Origin of the sequence: Gloeotrichia echinulata CP02, assembly GCA_038087035.1 — a bacterium.
Classification (GTDB): Bacteria; Cyanobacteriota; Cyanobacteriia; order Cyanobacteriales; family Nostocaceae; genus Gloeotrichia; species Gloeotrichia echinulata.
This window is the reverse complement of record CP051187.1, coordinates 5,102,013-5,122,598: the sequence shown is the minus strand read 5'-3', so window position 1 is coordinate 5,122,598 and position 20,586 is coordinate 5,102,013. Positions and strand designations below refer to the sequence as shown.

Genomic DNA, 20,586 nt, shown 5'->3' with positions numbered 1-20,586 from the left:
TGACAAAATCTTGGGAACAGGGTAATTATGCATGATGTAGCCTAAGTAATTACACTGTTAGAAGTATTTCCTCATCTTTCTAATTTCCCTACTTCCTGGTTCATAGGCTATTTGTAATTGAACTAGGGACTGGCGATTGGGTACTACCAATCCTCGTAGAGTCGGCAATGCCTACCAATGAATGATGTTGACATACTCCCTGATCTGAAAGTTCAGGGATTCTGGATTCAAACAGCAATAGCAGGCATAGCCCGTCTTACATCACCTAGCCCGACAGACAATGCCCTGCCTGTTGCCACTATTTTACCAAAAAGCCGTCCTAGAAGAACGGTGGCTCTAGACCCAAGCTTTCGGTAAAAAAATAAATCAGCTATTTCCCAGCTAGAGATTCACCGAGATAGTTACATTTATTCATGATTTGCCTCATCAGTCAATCCGAGAGAATTCTACATTTGAATTTTGTGATTGAGTCAGTCATTGGGAATAGATAAAAGTCTATTACAAAACGTAAATATGCCCAAACCCCTTACCAAGGATAAAGGAAAAATGACAATCGCCTGCATAAATTTTACATCTAGAAAGAATAATTTTTCAGCCAACGCTTAATGTATCAAAAATAATGATAAGCTACAAAATTAATGTAGCTCTAAGAGATTAATACTATGCCCGTCTTAGACTATGCAATTCAAGATTCTATCCTGATTTGTGCGCCCCATACTCCGTTACGAGAGATTATGATTTATATGGGACAAGCAGGACAGTCTATAGGCGTAGAAGACGTATTATTTCTAGATGCTCACAGTTTGGAGAAATCCTACCGTAGCCTAGGAAAAACAGTTGACGAGAAATTAACGCCTGCATCAAATTGCATGACGATTGCCAGAAAATCTTGCCAAAATAATGAAGCGATTCCGCTGATTGATTGCGTGTATATTGTGGAGGAATCGCATTTATTGGGCATATTCACACTGGCGGATTTAGCATCATTAATTACTTCCGGGATGAATTGTGCAGCAGTAGAAATTTCGGAGGTAATGCAAGAACCAATAATTACCTTAGAACAAGATTTTGATGTGAATACAACATTATCCCTAATGCGTCAGTCTGGCTTACGTCATTTTCCAATTGTCGATGATCAGGGGCAATTTTCAGGAATTGTAACCATAGAAAGTTTGGCACTAAGATTGCAGCAGGAACTCACAGAAACCAGGAAGCAGTTGGAATGTGAAATGGCGAAACGCTGCTCATTGGAATTAGCTTTGCATAAATCTGAACAAGAGTTAGAAAAACGTGTTGCTCAAGCAACGGAGGAATTGCTAAAAACTAATCAAGTTTTGCCAGGAGGAATTGGCAATCTTCATACCACAGAAGCACAGATATTACAAACAAATTCTGAGTTAAAAGCAACTGAATTAAGAAAGACTAACGAGCGGTTGCTGCTAGAAAATATTGAACACCAGCGGATAGAACGCGAACTACGATATCGAGTTGAATTTGAACAACTGATTACTACTATATCAACCCACTTTATTAATCTTGCTCCTGATGAGATTGATAACGGGATCAACCAAGCATTGCAGGTAATTGGTGAAATTGCCAATGTTGAACGCAGTTATGTATATTTATTTGCTAATAACGATATCAAAAAAGAAAACACCTATGAGTGGTGTGCTAAAGGGTTTGAAAGGCAACTTTACTACTTAAAAAACATCTCAGAGGCGGTCTTACCCAAGGTAATGGAAAAACTTGTCCGCCTGGAAACTGTTTATATTCCTTGTGTTAGTGAATTTATCAAAGAAGCTATTTCCGAGCAGAAGGCTGTAGAAAAGCAATATATTCAATCATTAATTATTGTACCTATAGTTTCCAGTGGGGTGTTGATTGGTTATCTTGAATTTGATTCAATCCTCACTCCTAAAATCTGGAATGAAGACTGCGTTCTCTTGCTGAAAATGATCGGAAAAATTTTAGGAAATACTTTAGATCGTAAACGAGCAGAACAAGCACTACGAGTCAGTAAAGAACGATATACACGAGCGATCAGTGCAGGTAAAGTGGGGATATGGGAATGGAACATTCAAACCAATGAAATCTATATAGACCCCAATTTAAAAGCGATGCTTGGGTATAGCGAAAAGGAAAATATTACATACTTTGAAGATTGGCTAAAATTTGTCCATCCTGATGATACTGAATCGTTGAAAAGTTCAATTAATGATTATTTAGAAGGACTGGTTCCTAAATACGAAATTGAACACCGGATGTTGGACAAAAATGGCAATTATATATGGTTCCTCGCCCGTGGTACACTGCTGAGGGATGCAAAGGGTAATCCTTGTTTCATGGCTGGTTCAAATACCGATATTACTGCTCGCATCCAGGTAGAAAATAAACTCAAAGCCTCTCTAAAAGAAAAAGATGTTCTTTTAAAAGAAATTCACCATCGCGTTAAGAATAATTTACAAATTATTTCTAGTTTGTTACGTCTGCAAGCTAAATATATTAATGATAAGCAGGCTCTGGAAATGTTCCAAGATAGCCATAATCGTGTTCGCGCTATGGCGATGCTTCACGAAAATTTATATCAATCTAACGACTTGGCAAGAATTGGCATTTCTGATTATATTCAGAATGTAACCAATAGTTTAATCAGGTCTTATGGAGTCAATCGCGATATCAAAATACATTTAAATATTGATAAAAGTTTATTAAAAATTGATACGGCAATTCCCTGTGGGCTAATTGTCAATGAACTCATTTCTAATTCTATCAAACATGCCTTTACAGATAAAGATGCAGGTGATATTTATGTTGATTTTATTAAATTACCTCTAAATAAATATTTGTTAAATGTTAGTGATAATGGAGTAGGATTACCACAAGATATAGAAGTACATAAACAGCAATCACTTGGGTTGCAACTAGTCTGGAATTTAGTAGAACAACTAGAAGGAACTATTGCATTCAATACAAGCTTAGGCACTGTCTTTACAATTACGTTCGTCGAGCGAAACTAGCGAGGACAAAAAACATGAAAGCAAATATCCTGATTGTAGAAGACGAAAGAATTATCGCTTATGATATCAAAAATTGTCTAGAAAATTCGGGATATAATGTTGTCGGAATGGTTGCTTATGGAGAATTAGCGATTGAAAAAGCAGGAGAATTGCATCCAGATTTAATCTTGATGGATGTGATGCTAAAAGGAAAGATGAACGGTATAGAAGCAACTGCAGAAATTGTGACTCATTTCAATATACCAGTGGTTTATTTAACTGCTTATTCAGACGCAAATAACTTGCAAAGGGCAAAAACGACACAACCATTTGGCTATGTTCTTAAACCCTTTGAAGAAACTCAATTAATTACGACCATTGAAATTGCTTTAAGCAAACATCAAACAGAATTAGTTATGCGTCAAGCTTTAGAAAAAGAACAAGAAGATAGAAAAATTAAATCTCACTTTGTTTCAATGGTTAGCCACGAATTTCGTAATCCCTTAAGCAATATTTTTAATTATACTGAGTTGCTATCAAATTATAGCAGTCAATTAAATGAGGCTACCAAAGATGAATATATCCATAACATTCAAAAATCTGTTAAATATCTCGACCATTTATTGACTGATGTATTGCTAATTGGTAAGGCTGAAATAGGTAAACATCAGTTCAATCCAGCGCCAATGGATTTAGAAGATTTTTGTAAAGATTTAGTATCAGAAATTAAAGTTAGTGCTAGCAAAAATCATAATATTATCTTCACGATCCAAGGAAGCTCTAAAATCTTAGAAGATACTAGCACCTCACAAAATTCCCCTTTGCTAACTAAAACAAATCAACTACCTTGCTTAGATGAGAAACTACTGCGCCATATCCTAACTAATTTGTTAGCCAACGCCATTAAATATTCACCCGATGGTGGTACGGTGCGTTTCGACCTATTTTTTATACAAGAAGAAGTGATTTTTCGTATCCAAGATGAGGGTATTGGGATTCCCGAAGCGGATCAAGAAAACTTGTTCACTTCTTTTCAAAGAGGTGGTAATGTAGGTAAAATACCTGGTAATGGTTTAGGTCTGGCAATTGTCAAACATTATGTAGATTTACATGGTGGAGAAATTAATTTTGCCAGTAAAGTTGGAGTTGGTACAACATTTATTGTTAATTTACCGATTTATAATAATTAGTCAGTGGTCAGTGGTGTGGTAAACAATAGACTTAGGAATTAAACTGCGGCAAAATATTACCTGGAATCTTCTAATAAACATAATACTTTTTTAAGTCTAAAACAAAATTAAGAAATACTTACAATTTATGCAATTTTGCTGCTGCTGAATTTTCCTATGTTTAGAGAAGTTCAATAATTGCTTTAAAATAAATAGAAGCTTTGGCAAAAGTTGATAGCGAACAAAGCCCATTAGACCAAAATCTTTCTAGGTTGGTTGATTTTGCTCCTGAAAATGTGACAATGAAAGTAGCATGAAAATACTTGTACTCAATGCTGGATCTAGTAGCCAAAAAAGTTGTCTGTATGAGATTTCAGACGAGACTATCCCTCAACAAGCACCCCAGCCCCTTTGGGAAGGAAAAGTCAACTGGACTCAAGACCGAGGCGTGGCAGAAATTGAGGTAAAAACCGCTACTGGTGCTGTGTTGCAAGAATCAATTTATGGTGACTCCCGACGCGCCCACGTTACGTATATGCTTTATAGCCTGACTCGCGGTGCTACCAAGGTAATTAGTCAGCTTTCAGAAATCGATGTAGTGGGACATCGGGTGGTACATGGTGGACAAGATTACCGAAGTAGTGTAGTAATTACGGAAGACGTTAAAAAGGCGATCGCCAGACTTTCTACCCTAGCACCAGCACACAATCCAGCCGCTTTAGAAGGCATAGAAGCCATAGAAGAAAGTTTGCCAGATGTACCACAAGTGGCAGTATTTGATACCGGATTTCATGCCACTCTCCCCGATGCAGCAGCAATTTATCCCGGCCCCTACGAGTGGGTAGAAGAAGGTATCCGTCGCTACGGGTTTCATGGGATCAGTCACCAATACTGCGCTCAACGTGCTGCAGACATTCTCGGTCGAGATTTAGCATCCCTGCGGTTAATAACCTGTCATCTCGGTAATGGCTGCTCTTTGGCGGCGATTGAAAACGGTCGCAGTATTGACACCACTATGGGCTTCACACCCCTGGATGGGTTGATGATGGGTAGTCGTAGCGGTTCCATTGATCCAGGGATTTTGATTTACCTGTTGCGCCAATCTAATTACTCTGCCGAAAGACTAGATTATGTGTTAAATAAAGCTTCTGGCTTACGTGGAATTTCAGGTATATCCAGCGATTTACCCAAAGTCATGGAAGCGATCGCCCAAGGTAACTACCGCGCCCAACTCGCTTGGGATATGTACGTCCATCGTTTGCGGTCTGGTATTGGTTCGATGCTTGCTAGTTTACGGGGATTAGATGCTTTAGTCTTCACCGCAGGTGTAGGTGAACACTCTCCAGGAATTCGTCAAGCGGTCTCTGAAGCTTTTGGATTTTTGGGACTGAAAATCGACCCACAGAAAAATCAAGCACATCCCGTGGATCAGGATATCGCTACCGAAAATTCAACAGTACGGGTAGTAGTGATTCATACTCAAGAACCTTGGGCGATCGCTCAACAATGTTGGCAACTTTTACAAAAGTAACAATGTAGAGCGACAAATCATTTAGATTGGGTAGGGGCGCAAGGCCTTGCGCCCCTACAAAGGTATAAATCTGTTGCTGTATTTTAGAAAAAAAGTAAAAAAGTATGTTTTTTTTATCTCATCAAGCTGTTGGTGCGTCTTTGACAATCTGTTTGTGTACCTTAGCAGTTGGTTTAATCCAATATCCCCGACTGCAAAAACTGATAAATACTCAAGAAACTCCCTCCTTAGAAACTTTAGAAAAAGAAATCAAGGTAGAAAATACCAGTCTCAGTTTACTCAAAAAAATGCCCAGTTTTGGGTACGATAACTTGATGGCTGATTTCGTATATCTCAAGTTTTTGCAATACTTTGGCGATGATGATGTTCGGGAGAAAACAGGATATAGTCTCAGTCCAGAATATTTTGAAATTATTCTCGCACGCGACCCACGTTTTTTAGAAGCTTATCTGAGTCTTTCTACCAGCACTTCTTTATATGCTGCTATGCCAGAAAGGGCGATAAAATTGATGGATCAAGGCTTAAAATCATTATCTCCTCAAGTTCCCGAAAAGTCTTATTATGCATGGCGCTATAAAGGAATTGATGAATTATTATTTTTAGGCGATGCTCAATCGTCCAAGCAATCTTTTGAAACAGCAGCGAAATGGGCTAGCACCTATTCAGATGAAGAAAGTAAATATTTTGCTGCTATTTCCCAGAAAACAGTTGATTTTTTAAATCGTAATCCAGATAGTAAACACGCTCGCATTGCTACTTGGGCAATGGTGTTAAATAATAAAGTAGATGAAAGAACTCGTAAAAGGGCAATTAACGCAATTGAGGCTTTAGGCGGTAAAGTAATTACCACTCCTCAAGGTAATAGCCAAATTTTATTTCCCCCCCAAGATTGATCAATTGGTAATTTGTCATTTGTCCTGTGATCTCCCCCTCTCCCCCACCTCCCGATCATGTTCTGGTACGACGGTAAATTAATTGAGTCGCGAACCCTGGAATTAGACATTGACGATCCAGGGTTACTCTATGGTGCAACAGTTTTTACAACGTTGCGGGTTTATGACCACTCCCTCGATAGCACTTTAACCAACTGGCGCTCACACTGCGATCGCCTACAATCTAGTTTGCAGTATTTCGGTTGGCAGCAACCAAACTGGAATAGAGTGCGTCAAGGTGCCCAAATTCTCTTGGCACATTTCCCGGTTCTGCGAATTACTCTCTTTCCTGATGGACGAGAATGGATAATTGGCAGGTTTTTACCACCCAATTTGACACAATTACAAAAAAATGGTATAATGTGCGCCGTTTCTAGCTGCGAATTAACTCGCAATTTACCGAGTCACAAAACAGGCAACTATTTGAGTGCGTGGTTAGCAAAGAATAGCGCTCACAAGTTAGATGCTCAAGAGGCGATTTTAGTTGATACTGGGGGAAATTGGCTAGAAACTAGCACAGGCAATCTTTGGGGATGGCGGGATGGTTGTTGGTGGACACCGCCGGTAGCAAATTCAATTTTGCCAGGAATTATGAGAAAGCAGATTGTAAATTGGTTAAGAATCCAGCAACACCAGGTAAAGGAGGAACCTTGGACAATGGAGTTAGTCAAGGGATTGGAAGCGATCGCCTACACTAATAGTGTGGTGGAAATCATCCCCATCCATACCGTTAAGCACCCCACAGGGTCGCTAGAATATAATCCCGACCATGCTAGTTTTCAGCAACTCAGGAAGCTTTTTCTACCATAAACGACACAATATTATGTTATACCTTAAGATAAGTTAACATAATTCTTAATAATGCCCGCGCACAAATACAGGAGGATTGACCTCAGTGAATAAAAGATGGAGAAATGCGGGGCTGTACGCGCTGCTATTTATTGTTGTCATTGCGCTAGGAACAGCATTCTTTGACAAACAACCCCAAAGTAGAGAAACATGGCGATACAGTCAATTTATCCAAGAAGTGGAAAAAGGCACAGTAGATAAAGTCAGTCTGAGTGCAGACCGTACTACAGCCCTGGTAACATCCAGAGACGGTAACAAGAAAATAGTAACTTTAGTCAACGACCCTGACTTAATCAACACGCTCACCGCAAAAGGTGTTGATATCTCTGTTTTGCCCCAAACCGACGAAGGATTTTGGTTTAAAGCACTTAGCAGCTTATTTTTCCCTGTATTGCTTCTAGTTGGCTTATTTTTCTTGCTCCGCCGCGCTCAAGGTGGTCCAGGTAGCCAAGCGATGAACTTTGGTAAGTCTAAAGCCAGAGTGCAAATGGAGCCACAAACCCAAGTAACCTTTGGTGATGTCGCTGGTATTGACCAAGCTAAATTAGAGCTAAACGAAGTCGTAGACTTTCTCAAAAATGCCGATCGCTTTACCGCAGTTGGTGCAAAAATTCCTAAAGGTGTCCTGCTAGTAGGTCCTCCTGGTACTGGTAAAACCCTCCTCGCTCGTGCTGTCGCAGGTGAAGCAGGTGTACCCTTCTTCTCCATCTCCGGTTCTGAGTTTGTAGAAATGTTCGTCGGTGTCGGTGCTTCCCGCGTCCGGGACTTGTTTGAACAAGCCAAATCTAATGCTCCCTGTATCGTCTTCATCGATGAAATTGACGCCGTAGGTCGTCAACGGGGTGCAGGTTTAGGCGGTGGTAACGATGAACGGGAACAAACCCTCAACCAGTTGCTCACCGAAATGGATGGTTTTGAAGGTAACACTGGTATCATCATTATTGCTGCTACCAACCGTCCCGATGTCTTAGACGCAGCATTATTGCGTCCTGGTCGCTTCGACCGTCAAGTTGTCGTAGACCGTCCCGACTACGCAGGGCGCAGTGAAATCCTCAAGGTACATGCCCGTGGTAAGACCTTAGCCAAAGATGTAGACTTGGATAGAATCGCCCGTCGTACCCCAGGGTTTACCGGTGCAGATTTGTCCAACCTGCTGAATGAAGCCGCAATTTTAGCAGCACGGCGAAACTTAACCGAAATCTCGATGGACGAAATCAACGACGCTATCGACCGGGTATTAGCAGGGCCAGAAAAGAAAGACCGAGTAATGAGCGAAAAGCGCAAAACCTTAGTAGCTTATCACGAAGCTGGTCACGCCTTAGTTGGTGCCTTAATGCCCGACTATGACCCAGTACAAAAGATTAGCATCATTCCTCGTGGTCGTGCAGGTGGTTTAACTTGGTTTACCCCCAGCGAAGACCGCATGGACACCGGTTTATACAGCCGCGCTTATCTCGAAAATCAGATGGCTGTAGCTTTAGGTGGTCGCATCGCTGAAGAATTAATCTTCGGTGAAGAAGAAGTCACCACAGGCGCTTCCAACGACCTACAACAAGTAGCCCGTGTTGCTCGTCAGATGATAACACGATTTGGCATGAGCGATCGCCTAGGCCCAGTTGCCCTTGGTCGTCAGCAAGGTAATATGTTCCTCGGTCGCGATATCATGTCAGAGCGTGATTTCTCCGAAGAAACCGCCGCAGCCATTGATGAAGAAGTCCGCAAACTAGTAGATGTCGCCTATACACGCGCCAAAGAAGTGCTAGTTAATAACCGTCATATTCTTGATCAAATCGCGCAAATGCTGGTTGATAAAGAAACCGTAGATGCAGATGAATTGCAAGAAATTTTGGGAAATAACGACGTGAAAACCGCTGCGTTTGCCTAATTAAGTCAGGAGTTAGGAGTTATTAATTCCTAACTCTTTAAATATCACAACGAAATCATGATATAGCACTTCCTATTCAGATGAGGTACAAAATTGTATCACGCGATGTAGGGGCACGGCAGTGCCGTGCCCTTACCGATGTACCTCACTAGGGCGAGAAACGCTATAGCCAACTTGCTAATATGCCAAGAATTACAGATATGTTATTTAAAGAATATTCTTCTAAATCAATTTTAACGGTCTGAGCATTTAAAGACAAAAACTGCCAAACAGTTCCTGTTGTAACTACACCATAAACTATCTCAATCTGATTTTGTCCCCGCTGATTAAAAATTTGTGCAGCCAACATTTCTCCTAAACATTGTGCTAGTCCTGATTTGAGATTATCATTTTTAGCTTCTACTAAGGTAATCACAGGTGCTTGGACAAATAACTGCTCCGCAGAAAGACTAATGAGAAAATCACAAACCCCTATTAATCCTTTTTCTGGTTCTATATTAAATTCAATTCCTGAAAATAAACTAATTTGTTTCTGGAAATGTTTTCTTAAAGCCACTAATACAGGAGCGACAATTAATTCAGAACGAGCTTTTTCTGTGCCAATAGAAATAGCTAAAGGGACATTATCTATTAAATTTTCTTGGAGTAAATTAGAAGGCTGAAGTTCTGGTATATTGTGAAATATACCAACTTCTTCGATAAAAACGGCTCTTGCGTGTGTAGCGTGCTTAATTATTAATGAAAGTCGATTAAATTGCTTTAATAACAAGGCTTACAGGCGTTTATAATTTGATTTTTAGTAACAGTAGCTCAAATACAAAAAATAATGGCTTTTATCGGAGCCACACAAGGGTTTCAAACTTATTTTTTAACAAATTCAGCACGCTAAGTACGGAAGAGCCGTTTTTCAAAGAAATTCAAAAACGCACTAGACAAGTCCAAAGCTACTTGTTGTAAACATTGAGAGGGGGGTTCTGTTAACCATTCATGTTCTTTTTTCAATGACGGTAACAGATTAATGATGTCATTACGACTTAACCCCTTACCTGTTGCTTTATATGTTTCGCTAGTTAAGTTAAGCGCATAGTTGTAAAACCAGCGTACACATCCAAACGACTTGGCAAGCAATATCGCTTGCTCACTGGTTGGATAGATTCTGTACTTGTAGGCTTTTAACATTGTGCTTACCAAACTACATTGACTATGGTAAGCTAAAGCCGTACTAATGTAAAGTCCCCATAGAAGGGGGAGGTTTTAAACCCATTTTTCTGATAAGACATTTAAATCACCTGCCTTTATTAACTCTGGGCTACTTTGTGTTTGAGCCGCCGAATAAAGACGCTATAGTAGCCGTGAGGTTTCTGACTCCGATTAATTAATAATTTTTCATTGCCCGTTGCATATCCCGTTTATCTTGGCGTTTTTTCAAGTCTTCTCGCTTATCGTGGAGCTTTTTACCTTTACCAAGGGCTATAACCACTTTTACTCTACCGCGTTTGAAATACATCTTCAAAGGCACTAGAGTTAAACCCTGTTGTTCCACTTTACCAATGAGCTTGCGGATTTCTTGGCGATGCAACAACAGTTTACGCGTGCGGCGTGGTTCATGATTAAAATAGCTTCCACTAGCATTGTAAGGGGAGATATGCGCGTTAATTAACCATGCTTCACCATCGCGAATCAAAGCATAGCCATCTTGGAGATTGACCTTACCCGCACGAATTGACTTCACCTCGGTTCCTACCAACTGAATTCCAGCTTCGTAGGTTTCCAGGATTTCATACAAATAACGGGCTTGACGATTTTCGCTAATAACTTTGTAACTTTCGCTCTTGTCGCTCATGGAAAATTATACGTATATTAAATATTTTTATTTACACTGATGTGACTTCGATTCAGGAGATTCTACATTCATCAGAGTCTTCACTTCGTGACGCTACGCGAACGCGCTGTGGAAGCCCCTGCATTTATGCATGGGGGTAAGGCGTATTTGCGTATTTATTCGCTGTGAGTAGCCTAAAAGGCTATGGGATTCTCGGACTGAACTGGCCTCCGTCGGCTTGCCCCTATTATAGGTCTTATGGTTCATCAAACTCTTTGGGTCTGAAACCCCGTCCTTATAGGACGGCTTTATATTGAATGAATTTAGATACCATTATCGCCTTGGGATTGGTTAGTTCGGTGTGCTTTTGTGTTGCACTTTCAACGGGACAGTTACCGTTTCAAACGTCCCAATCCTGTACGCATAATGTTTGGACTTTCGTCCCTCCCTTTCGGGGTAATGTTAGCTTCGCCAATGTTTTAAGAGCTTTTTAGACTAGCAGCACTGTTCCAGTGACCTTAGAACTGTTTAACCACTAATGACAGAGCGAGGAACTAGCTTCGCATTCTCCGGTGTCGTGACTCAAAAAACGTAGTCAATTAAGACATAGGCTGGTCAGGACGGCTTGCTTGATTTCTCTTACAAGCCTCATGCCTTTAGGCTGAGGTTCCTGACGCTTGTCCGAGCCGAATAATCTAAGCAGTAAATGCTGTATTGTATCGCTTATTTGTTACGAAGTACAAATTTATTGGGATTTTCTACCCTCTAGGAGTTGAAGTTACGTTACACTTCGTTAACCGTTTCTAAAGATTTAAGATTTTCTTTATAAATCAACCCTCAGACAGTAATTAGCAGGTAATCCTGTCATAGTATGAAACATAAGGACACTATTCTTGCCTGTGTTCACTAATAGCGCTCAGAGAAAACAATATCTTAGTAACAAAAATGCTAGGGGTGTACTGTCCATGCCCTTGACGATCCTTGTAGTGGATGACGACCTGGGTACTCGTCTGTCAATTAGCGATTATCTTGAACTGTCTGGCTACTCAGTGATCACAGCTAATGATGGTCAAGAGGCGTTGATGATGGTAGAAGAGTATCGTCCTGATTTAATTGTCACCGATATTGTGATGCCGCAAATGAACGGCTATGAATTGGTGCGCCGGGTGCGTCAACAACCACCGTTCCGTTTATTACCTGTGATTTTATTAACCGCACGTACAAAGACCCAGGAAAGAATTCTGGGCTACCAGTCAGGGTGTGATTTATACTTGCCTAAGCCTTTTGAGTTAGAAGAATTAGCAGCAGCTATTCGCAATCTATTAGAGCGATCGCAAATTATTCAATCTGAGTATCGCTTTTCTCATCAAGGGAATGTGAACAATTCTCCCCAACCAAAAGCGGTGGAAGCACATCACCCTCAATATAATCATATTCAGCAATCGCAAATCATCTCATCCCTGACTACCAGAGAACAGGAAGTGCTAGATCTGTTGACTCATGGTTTTTCTAATGCGGAAATGGGTCTTCAGCTACACTTGAGTGCGCGGACAGTCGAAAAGTACGTTAGCAGTTTATTGAGAAAAACAGACACCAGTAACCGAGCCGAACTTGTCCGCTTCGCGATTAAGCATGGTTTAGTTGAATAGCAGTCAGCAATCTCCTAGACCACAGATCATCGTAGGGGCGCAAGGCCTTGCGCCCCTACCACGTTGTTTATTTACAGGAAGGTGAAGATTTTTTTATTTAATTAATTGTCAGTCCCTAGCCAAGATTCCCAGCGTTCAACACCTGCTCAACGGTAATACTTAACTCTGGAAACGTCCGCGATCTAATATTTTGGCTATTAGTAAAAACTGTTTCTTCGTACAGTCCTTCCTCTAGTAATAATACAGAAATCTTACCTTCGAGTGGGTCTACAATCCAATACTCAGGAACCTCTAACGCCGCATATTCAGACCGCTTATAGCGATAGTCCCGTTTCACAGACTCTGGACTGACCACTTCGACAATTAGTAACGGGGGCGACTGAAATACTGCTGACACCTTCATCAATTCTTTTGCTTGTTCCAGCGTCACCACACACAAGTCCGTCAACCTAGATTTATTTTGCCCCGTTCTCACGCCACTCTCTCGAAAAGATAGCCAAGGTAAATTTAACCGCTGGATTTCTCCATCCAGTAATTGTTCAAGCCATTTGGTAATCAGAAAATGTTCAATAGTAGGTGGATTCATTAGTTCTAGTCTGCCATCCACCAGTTCATAATGGAACCCTGTACCATCATCATAAGTTAGGTACTCCGCAAACGTGACGCTGGTTACTGGTGTTGTTAGCATCCCCACAGCCTCCTAGACGATACTCTTATCCTAACCTCAGTGAGTGCTGAGTTAAGAGTCAAGGGTCAAGAGTCAAGAGTCAAGAGTCAAGAGTCAAGAGTCAAGAGTCAAGAGTCAAGAGTCAAGAGTCAAGAGTCAAGAGTGATGTTGCTTGACAAATGACAAATGACAAATGACAAATGACAAATGACAAATGACAAATGACAAATGACTAACCAAGTTAAAGATATTGGCGAACAAGGTCTTTTAGAAAGATTACAACGCTTTTGTCCCCCAGAAATTATTGGGGATGATGCAGCGGTATTGTTAACAGCACCAGGGACATCTTTAGTAGTGACGACAGATTTACTGGTTGATGGGGTGCATTTTAGTAATGCTACCACTTCCCCAGAAGATGCAGGCTGGCGAGCTGCTGCTGCTAATTTATCTGATTTAGCAGCAATGGGTGCTTCTCCTGTGGGAATTACTGTCGGATTAGGACTACCTGGAGAACTTAGCGTGAGTTGGGTAGAACGTTTGTATCAGGGCATGACAGAATGCCTGCAAAAGTACAATACCCCAATTGTGGGGGGAGATATTGTGCGATCGCCTATAACTACTTTGGCAATCACCGCCTTCGGTCAAGTTAGCCCTAATCATATTATCCGCCGTGGATCTGCTCAAGTTGGGGATGCGATTGTGGTTACGGGTATTCATGGAGCCTCCCGTGCGGGCTTAGAACTGCTGTTAAATCCCACATTAGGACAAAACCTTAATGATGCAGAAAAGGCGGCTTTAATCGCAGCACACCAGCGTCCCCAAGCACGATTAGATGTCTTACCCATCCTCTGGCAAATTTTTGATTCCTATTCTCCTTCCCCCCCTCATATAGCTGGTATGGACAGCAGCGACGGTTTAGCAGACGCAATTTTACAAATTTGTCGCGCCAGTAGTGTTGGGGCTATTATCGAATACAGGAAAATTCCTTTACCAAAAGTTTTTGAAAGCTTACTGACAAAACAGCAAACCCTAGAATATGGTTTATACGGTGGCGAAGATTTTGAATTAGTGCTGTGCTTGCCACAACAGCCAGCATCTGAGTTAGTCAAACAATTAGGTCAAAGTGCAGCAATTGTAGGAAATATAACAGCAAGCTCAACCGTACTGTTATACGATGAGAACAGAGAAATCCCCGACCAAGTTCTCAACCTTAGCCAGGGATTTCAACATTTCCAGAGTTAGGAGTTATAAGTTATGAGTTATGAGTTTTAATTCCTCACTCCTAACTTGATCGTTTAAACCCACTTTTGGGCGACCAATTCTGCTAAATCCAGAACTCGCTGGCTGTAGCCCCACTCATTGTCATACCAAGCCATAACTTTTACCAGGTCATTACCCAAAACTAAAGTCAAGGAGGCATCAACAATCGAAGAAGCGTCAGCGCCTTGATAATCAGATGATACTAATTGAAGTTCGCTGTAGTCCAAAATGCCTTTTAGAGGGCCTTCTGCGGCATCTTTGAGTGCTTGGTTAACTTCTTCAGTAATAGTACGCTTCTCAACTTGTACCACGAAATCTACCATTGAGACGTTGGGGGTAGGTACACGTAAAGCAACACCATTTAATTTACCTTTGAGGTCTGGGATGACCAGTGCTACTGCTTTTGCCGCACCAGTGGAGGTGGGGACAATGTTGATGGCGGCTGCCCTTGCCCGACGCAAATCACGGTGAGAAGCGTCTAGTAAACGCTGGTCGCCGGTGTAGCTGTGGGTGGTGGTCATCGTACCTTTGATGATACCAAATTTCTCGTGCAACACCTTAGCGATGGGAGCCAAGCAGTTGGTAGTACAGCTGGCATTACTGATGATGTGGTGTATGTTGTGGTCATAGTCGTGATGATTCACACCCACGACAAAAGTGCCATCTTCATTTTTACCAGGAGCGGTGATCAGAACCTTCTTGGCGCCTGCATTCACATGCTTGAGTGCCCCTTCTTTGCTGGTAAATACCCCGGTTGCTTCGATAATTAGGTCAATCCCCCAATCTTTCCAGGGCAAGTTTTCTGGATTGCGGTCAGATACGCATTTAATGGTTTTACCGTTAACCGTTATCGAGTTATCATCGGCCTTAATGTCAACATCCTTTAACTTCCCTAGCATCGAGTCATACTTGAGCAGGTGAGCATTCGTTTTTGGATCTGATGTGTCATTAATAGCCACCAGGTCGATATTGCTATTCTGTCTACCTACCCAGCAACGTGCAAAGTTACGCCCGATTCGCCCGAAACCGTTGATTGCAACTCTAATCACAGTATCTTGCCCTCTGTATTTATGCTTATAAGTTGATATCGTTGACCCCAATCATATCGCAAAGGGGGGAAGTATTCATAACCTTCAAGTGATGTAGCTAGAAAAAAATACATGATTTATTCAAGATTGTTGAGGTAGAGATTGTGGGCAGTAATGTACAACCTCACAGGTTCGGGGACTAAATAACGAATTGACCGACCTTCGCGAACAAATTTGCGAATTAGACTTGACGAAACCCCTAGTAAGGGTATATGCAGGTATTGCCAGTGAATGGTAACTGACTGTTTCTGCAGTTGTTGTTCCACTTGCTTGCAGATCAGCTCACTTTGAGCTATAGTCTCACCACCTACAAGTCTGGGTGCAATTAACCAATCACACATTTGTGCTAGTTCGTGTCCACGGTACCACCGGGGTAAGGTTTGGAATGTATCCAAACCAACAATGTAGTACCAGTGAGTGTTTGGGTAAAAAGCAGATAAGTCGATTAAGGTATTGATGGCATAGGATATTCCAGAGCGATTTTCCTCAATTAATGAGACAGTAAATGCAGGGTTGTCTTTTATAGCTTGTTGCAGCATTTCTAAGCGATGCCTAAACAAAGCTGTTTGTTTGTGTGGAGGATTGAGCGATGGTACCCAAATTATCTTTTCTAGGGATACTTGATGCAATGCTGTCTCAGCGACAAGCAGGTGTCCCCAATGAATTGGATCAAATGTGCCACCAAATATTGCTAGTTGCTGCATCCAGTTACAAAATGGGTGTATTCAATTGCAAAATATTTTTACTACGAATGTACTATTGTAGTCAATTCTAGACTAGACTTGATGCAATTAAAAATCTGTTTGACGACAAATCTACTATTTAAGCCAATTTTTAGTCAGGGAATGCAAAATATGTATTTGACACTACAAGAATTTCTTTCCCGATGTGGCAGAAATTTTCAGAATAGTCAAATGATACCGCTCAGAAATAGTAAAAACCTCTAACCAAGGTAAAATCTTTCTGAACAAGGACAACAAGAGAGGTAAAATCGACGAAATATCCGATGATAAATGATACAGGAGCAGTTCCAGTAATAATCAAATTCCTGTTATGATACGCGTGTCTATTGTGATTATGGTGTGGTGTGGTTTAAGAGGAGTAGTCAATGAGTAATTCTATAGATTTTAGCGGTAGACCATTTCATTTCATTGGGATCGGCGGCATAGGGATGTCCGCCCTGGCATATGTTCTGGCCAAACGTCAATTGCCAGTTTCTGGTTCGGATCTTCGTCCTAACCACATTACCCGAAAGTTAGAATCTATCGGTACTAGAATTTTTAGTAGACAAGAGCCAAGTAATCTCGAATTCTTTCAACCCAACCTATCGGCTGGGCTAACATCAAATTCAAAAGTAGAATTACCTGTTGAATCTAAGTCAATACTACCCCAAGTAATTTGTTCAACAGCAATTAATACAAATAATTTGGAATACAAAGCAGCAGTGGAATTGGGTTGCCCAATTTTACATCGTTCGGATGTCCTAGCTGCTTTGATTGCTGATTACCACAGTATAGCTGTTGCTGGAACCCACGGAAAAACTACAACAAGTAGTATGATCGGTTATATGCTACTGGAAGCTGGTCTAGACCCAACTATCATTGTCGGTGGCGAAGTGAATGCTTGGGAAGGTAATGCTCGACTAGGAAAAAGTGAGTATCTAGTGGCAGAGGCAGATGAATCAGATGGTTCTTTGGTGAAACATGCCCCTGAGATTGGCATCATCACCAATATAGAACTAGATCATCCAGACCACTATCAGACATTAGAAGAAGTGGTTGATATCTTCCAACAATTCGCCAAGGGTTGCAAAATTTTGGTAGGTAGCATTGATTGTGCAACAGTACGCGATCGCCTGAAACCAACAATTAGCTATAGTCTACACTCAGACACCCAAGCAGACTACTACGTGACCAACGTAGAATATAGTGCCGATGGCACCAAAGCTGCTGTTTGGGAACGAGGTAAAGCCTTGGGGGTGTTGAAGTTACGTTTGTTAGGTCAGCATAACCTCAGCAATGCCCTAGCTGCAGTGGCTGTTGGTCGAGCTTTAGGCTTAGAATTTGGAAAAATCGCCGAAGGTATTGCCAACTTTGACGGCGCAAGACGCCGCTTTGAGTTTCGGGGTGAAGTCAATGGCATTACCTTCATTGATGACTACGCTCATCACCCAAGCGAAATTCGTGCTACTCTAGCTGCAGCCCGCCTCCAGGCTAGACCAGGGCAAAGGGTCGTTGCTATCTTCCAACCTCATCGTTATAGCCGTACACTTACCTTTTTAGCAGAATTTGCTGAATCCTTTATTCATGCTGATTTGGTGGTGCTGACTGATATTTATAGTGCAGGGGAAGCCAATTTAGGGCAGATCAGTGGTGAAATGTTAGCAACAGCTATTGCCAAACATCACCCACATGTGGTTTATCAACCAACCATGCCTTCGGTCTGTGAATTCTTACTGCAAAAGCTAAGTCCTGGTGACTTAGCGCTGTTTTTGGGTGCTGGGAACTTGAATCAGGTGATCCCCGAAATTATCGCCACACTTCGCGAATCGGCAAAAGCCACATCGTAAGTGAACTTACAGGCGTTGTTTCGGTGCTGAACAAAGTAACCGTAGAGCCACGGTTCCATTGATTCACGCATTGCCATATTGTTACGACCGAATAAATGTAAAAACTTCACCCATTGACCTAAAGATGACAATCTCCCAGGCCGCTGGAAACGTCAGCACAATTCCTACTTTGGCTGTAAAGGAACAGGAAACGGCTAATTCCTTGAATAGTCAGATAATTTACTTACCAGGCACTGATTGTGTGATTAAAGCCCATGCTTCTCTGTCAGCGTTTACTTCCTATAGAGTTGGTGGCGCAGCTGAATTATACGTTGCTCCGCGTAACTTAGAAGCCCTGCAAGCAGCTAGTAGGTATGCACAAGAACATAGCACTACAGTAACAGTACTGGGAGCCGGGTCTAACTTATTAGTGAGCGATTGCGGTCTACCAGGCTTAGTCATCAGTACTCGTCATCTCCGTTATAGCTACTTTGACCAAGCTACAGGGCAATTAACAGTTGCTGCGGGAGAATCAATCCCTGGCTTGGCATGGCAAGCAGCAGATCTGGGATGGGAAGGATTAGAGTGGGCTGTAGGTATCCCTGGAACCGTCGGCGGGGCTGTGGTAATGAATGCTGGGGCACACCATAGCTGTATCGCAGATATGTTAGTCAGCGCCCAGCTACTTTCACCCGATGGTACACTGGAAACTCTGACTGCTGGTGATTTAGGTTACAGCTACCGAACTTCATTATTGCAAGGGGGCGACCGGATAGTTACCCAAGCTACCTTCCAACTCCAACCAGGCGCCGATCCAGCACTAGTTTTGGCAAGAACCAAACAACACAAACAGCATCGGCTGACTACCCAACCCTACAACTTCCCCAGTTGTGGTAGTGTGTTCCGTAATCCCAAACCTTACTCCGCTGGCTGGTTAATTGAAGAAACAGGACTCAAAGGCTTCCAAATCGGTGGAGCGCAAGTAGCACAACTTCATGCTAATTTTATTGTTAACCGTGGAGGGGCTAAGGCTAGCGATATTTTCTGTCTCATTCGTCATATCCAACATCAGGTACAAAACCGTTGGTCAATTTGGTTAGAGCCAGAAGTGAAAATGCTGGGCGAATTTCAACCTGCTTGTTAATGGAGTGGCGACTGGGGACTGGGTAGGACAATTCTTCCCCAATACCCAACAGCTATCTTCTAGCAAAGGGTGTATTAATTATGAGTAAAAAAACGGGCAAATTGCCCACTGCATCTATAATTGAATTTGATTTGTAATTCAACGCACACGCGAACAATCCATTATGACAGAAAAAGGACAGGGATTCGGCTTTGGCTTGGGAAAAATGAAAGAACTAGCCGAAGCATTCAAAAAAGCGCAGCAAGTTCAAGAAGGTGCGAAGCGACTCCAAGAAGAATTGGAGGAAATGGAGATTATCGGCGAGTCTGGCGGTGGTCTAGTCAAGGTGATTGTCAGCGGGAACCAAGAACCCAAACGGGTGGAAATTTCAGCGAATGCGTTAGGAGAGGGTGCAGAAGTCCTGTCCGATCTCGTAACAGCAGCAATGAAAGACGCCTATACCAAGTCCACAGCAACAATGCGGGAACGCATGGAAGATTTGACCAGTGGGTTGGAACTACCAGGGTTTTAGTCAGTTGTCAGTTGTCAGTTGTCAGTGGTAAAAAACTACTAACGACTAACTATTGACAACTGACACGCAAAGTGAAAGCATTTATTCCTTATGACTTACCGAAAGTTTGGGTCTAGAGCCACCGTGCTTCTAGGACGGCTTTTTGGTAAAATAGTGGCAACAGGCAGGGCATTGTCTGTCGTTGCTCAGTGATGTAAGACGGGCTATGCCTGCTATTGCTGTTTGAATCCAGAATCCCTGAACTTTCAGATCAGGGAGTGTGTCAATCGTCGATGCTTGTGAAGGTCTGCTGAAATACGTTATCACTCAGCAACAAAGGGTGTGAAACTGTAACTTAATTTCTGCCCAGATATGTACAAATATTAATGATTGTCACAAGAGGCAGGGGAGCGGGGAGCAGGGGGCAAGGGGGAGGTAGTAACGGAGCTTGTACTCCGACCAATCGAGAACGCCCTCTTATGGGCGGGGCTTGATACCCATGTTCCGCTCCGCTTCACGGCTTCTCTACGAGACGCTCCGCGAACGGGACAGGGAT

General features: G+C 42.0%; 18 protein-coding genes. 12 read left to right on the top strand and 6 right to left on the bottom strand.

Annotated features, from left to right (window positions below):
- Window positions 1-177 precede the first annotated feature (177 nt).
- From HEQ19_22615 to ftsH3, 7 genes are all read left to right on the top strand, one after another.
- Complete coding sequence (locus HEQ19_22615; GenBank protein ID WYM01890.1) at window positions 178-357, top strand: hypothetical protein; 180 nt, start codon at window positions 178-180, stop codon at window positions 355-357.
- 305 nt (window positions 358-662) lie between these two features.
- On the top strand, window positions 663-3,017 hold the full coding sequence (locus HEQ19_22610; GenBank protein ID WYM01889.1) for a histidine kinase dimerization/phosphoacceptor domain -containing protein: 2,355 nt from the start codon (window positions 663-665) through the stop codon (window positions 3,015-3,017).
- Window positions 3,018-3,031: 14 nt separating this feature from the next.
- Window positions 3,032-4,186: an ATP-binding protein gene (locus HEQ19_22605; protein WYM01888.1), complete on the top strand. Its 1,155-nt coding sequence runs from the start codon at window positions 3,032-3,034 to the stop codon at window positions 4,184-4,186.
- A gap of 292 nt (window positions 4,187-4,478) precedes the next feature.
- Window positions 4,479-5,696 (top strand): acetate kinase, encoded by a 1,218-nt coding sequence (locus tag HEQ19_22600; GenBank protein WYM01887.1) that lies wholly within the window; start codon window positions 4,479-4,481, stop codon window positions 5,694-5,696.
- Window positions 5,697-5,800: 104 nt separating this feature from the next.
- Entirely contained in the window at window positions 5,801-6,589 is a 789-nt protein-coding gene (locus HEQ19_22595) for a hypothetical protein (GenBank protein ID WYM01886.1), read from the top strand.
- Between the two features lie 57 nt (window positions 6,590-6,646).
- Window positions 6,647-7,438 carry an aminotransferase class IV gene (locus HEQ19_22590; protein ID WYM01885.1) on the top strand — a complete coding sequence of 264 codons (792 nt, stop codon included), beginning with the start codon at window positions 6,647-6,649 and terminating at the stop codon, window positions 7,436-7,438.
- A gap of 85 nt (window positions 7,439-7,523) precedes the next feature.
- A complete protein-coding gene (ftsH3, locus tag HEQ19_22585) occupies window positions 7,524-9,362 on the top strand; it encodes an ATP-dependent zinc metalloprotease FtsH3 (protein ID WYM01884.1) in 1,839 nt (612 codons plus the stop codon).
- Window positions 9,363-9,525: 163 nt separating this feature from the next.
- Here ftsH3 and HEQ19_22580 read toward each other — a convergent pair whose 3' ends face one another.
- The 3 genes from HEQ19_22580 to smpB form a co-directional block, all read right to left on the bottom strand.
- A complete protein-coding gene (locus HEQ19_22580; protein ID WYM01883.1) occupies window positions 9,526-10,131 on the bottom strand; it encodes a hypothetical protein in 606 nt (201 codons plus the stop codon).
- A 116-nt stretch (window positions 10,132-10,247) separates the two neighbouring features.
- Entirely contained in the window at window positions 10,248-10,541 is a 294-nt protein-coding gene (locus HEQ19_22575; GenBank protein ID WZI66986.1) for a helix-turn-helix domain-containing protein, read from the bottom strand.
- Between the two features lie 196 nt (window positions 10,542-10,737).
- Entirely contained in the window at window positions 10,738-11,205 is a 468-nt protein-coding gene (smpB, locus tag HEQ19_22570; GenBank protein WYM01882.1) for an SsrA-binding protein SmpB, read from the bottom strand.
- Window positions 11,206-12,149: 944 nt separating this feature from the next.
- Here smpB and HEQ19_22565 point away from each other — a divergent pair.
- Complete coding sequence (locus tag HEQ19_22565) at window positions 12,150-12,833, top strand: response regulator transcription factor (protein WYM01881.1); 684 nt, start codon at window positions 12,150-12,152, stop codon at window positions 12,831-12,833.
- 115 nt (window positions 12,834-12,948) lie between these two features.
- Here the strand turns inward: HEQ19_22565 and HEQ19_22560 are convergent, their stop codons facing one another.
- Complete coding sequence (locus tag HEQ19_22560) at window positions 12,949-13,521, bottom strand: Uma2 family endonuclease (protein WYM01880.1); 573 nt, start codon at window positions 13,519-13,521, stop codon at window positions 12,949-12,951.
- Between the two features lie 207 nt (window positions 13,522-13,728).
- On the opposite strand from HEQ19_22560, the gene thiL reads away from it, so the two are divergent.
- Complete coding sequence (thiL, locus tag HEQ19_22555; protein ID WYM01879.1) at window positions 13,729-14,742, top strand: thiamine-phosphate kinase; 1,014 nt, start codon at window positions 13,729-13,731, stop codon at window positions 14,740-14,742.
- Window positions 14,743-14,795: 53 nt separating this feature from the next.
- Here thiL and HEQ19_22550 read toward each other — a convergent pair whose 3' ends face one another.
- Both HEQ19_22550 and nadD read right to left on the bottom strand, forming a co-directional pair.
- A complete protein-coding gene (locus HEQ19_22550) occupies window positions 14,796-15,809 on the bottom strand; it encodes a type I glyceraldehyde-3-phosphate dehydrogenase (protein ID WYM01878.1) in 1,014 nt (337 codons plus the stop codon).
- A 116-nt stretch (window positions 15,810-15,925) separates the two neighbouring features.
- A complete protein-coding gene (gene nadD, locus HEQ19_22545) occupies window positions 15,926-16,552 on the bottom strand; it encodes a nicotinate (nicotinamide) nucleotide adenylyltransferase (GenBank protein ID WYM01877.1) in 627 nt (208 codons plus the stop codon).
- Window positions 16,553-16,956: 404 nt separating this feature from the next.
- Here nadD and murC point away from each other — a divergent pair, with 404 nt between their 5' ends.
- The 3 genes from murC to HEQ19_22530 all read left to right on the top strand — a co-directional run bounded on the left by murC (window position 16,957) and on the right by HEQ19_22530 (window position 20,051).
- The gene (murC, locus tag HEQ19_22540; GenBank protein WYM01876.1) at window positions 16,957-18,417 is read left to right on the top strand and encodes a UDP-N-acetylmuramate--L-alanine ligase; all 1,461 of its coding nucleotides are present in this window, start codon (window positions 16,957-16,959) and stop codon (window positions 18,415-18,417) included.
- A 124-nt stretch (window positions 18,418-18,541) separates the two neighbouring features.
- Window positions 18,542-19,540, top strand: a complete 999-nt coding sequence (gene murB / locus HEQ19_22535) for a UDP-N-acetylmuramate dehydrogenase (GenBank protein ID WYM01875.1) — start codon at window positions 18,542-18,544, stop codon at window positions 19,538-19,540.
- Between the two features lie 163 nt (window positions 19,541-19,703).
- On the top strand, window positions 19,704-20,051 hold the full coding sequence (locus HEQ19_22530) for a YbaB/EbfC family nucleoid-associated protein (protein WYM01874.1): 348 nt from the start codon (window positions 19,704-19,706) through the stop codon (window positions 20,049-20,051).
- Window positions 20,052-20,586: the final 535 nt, after the last annotated feature.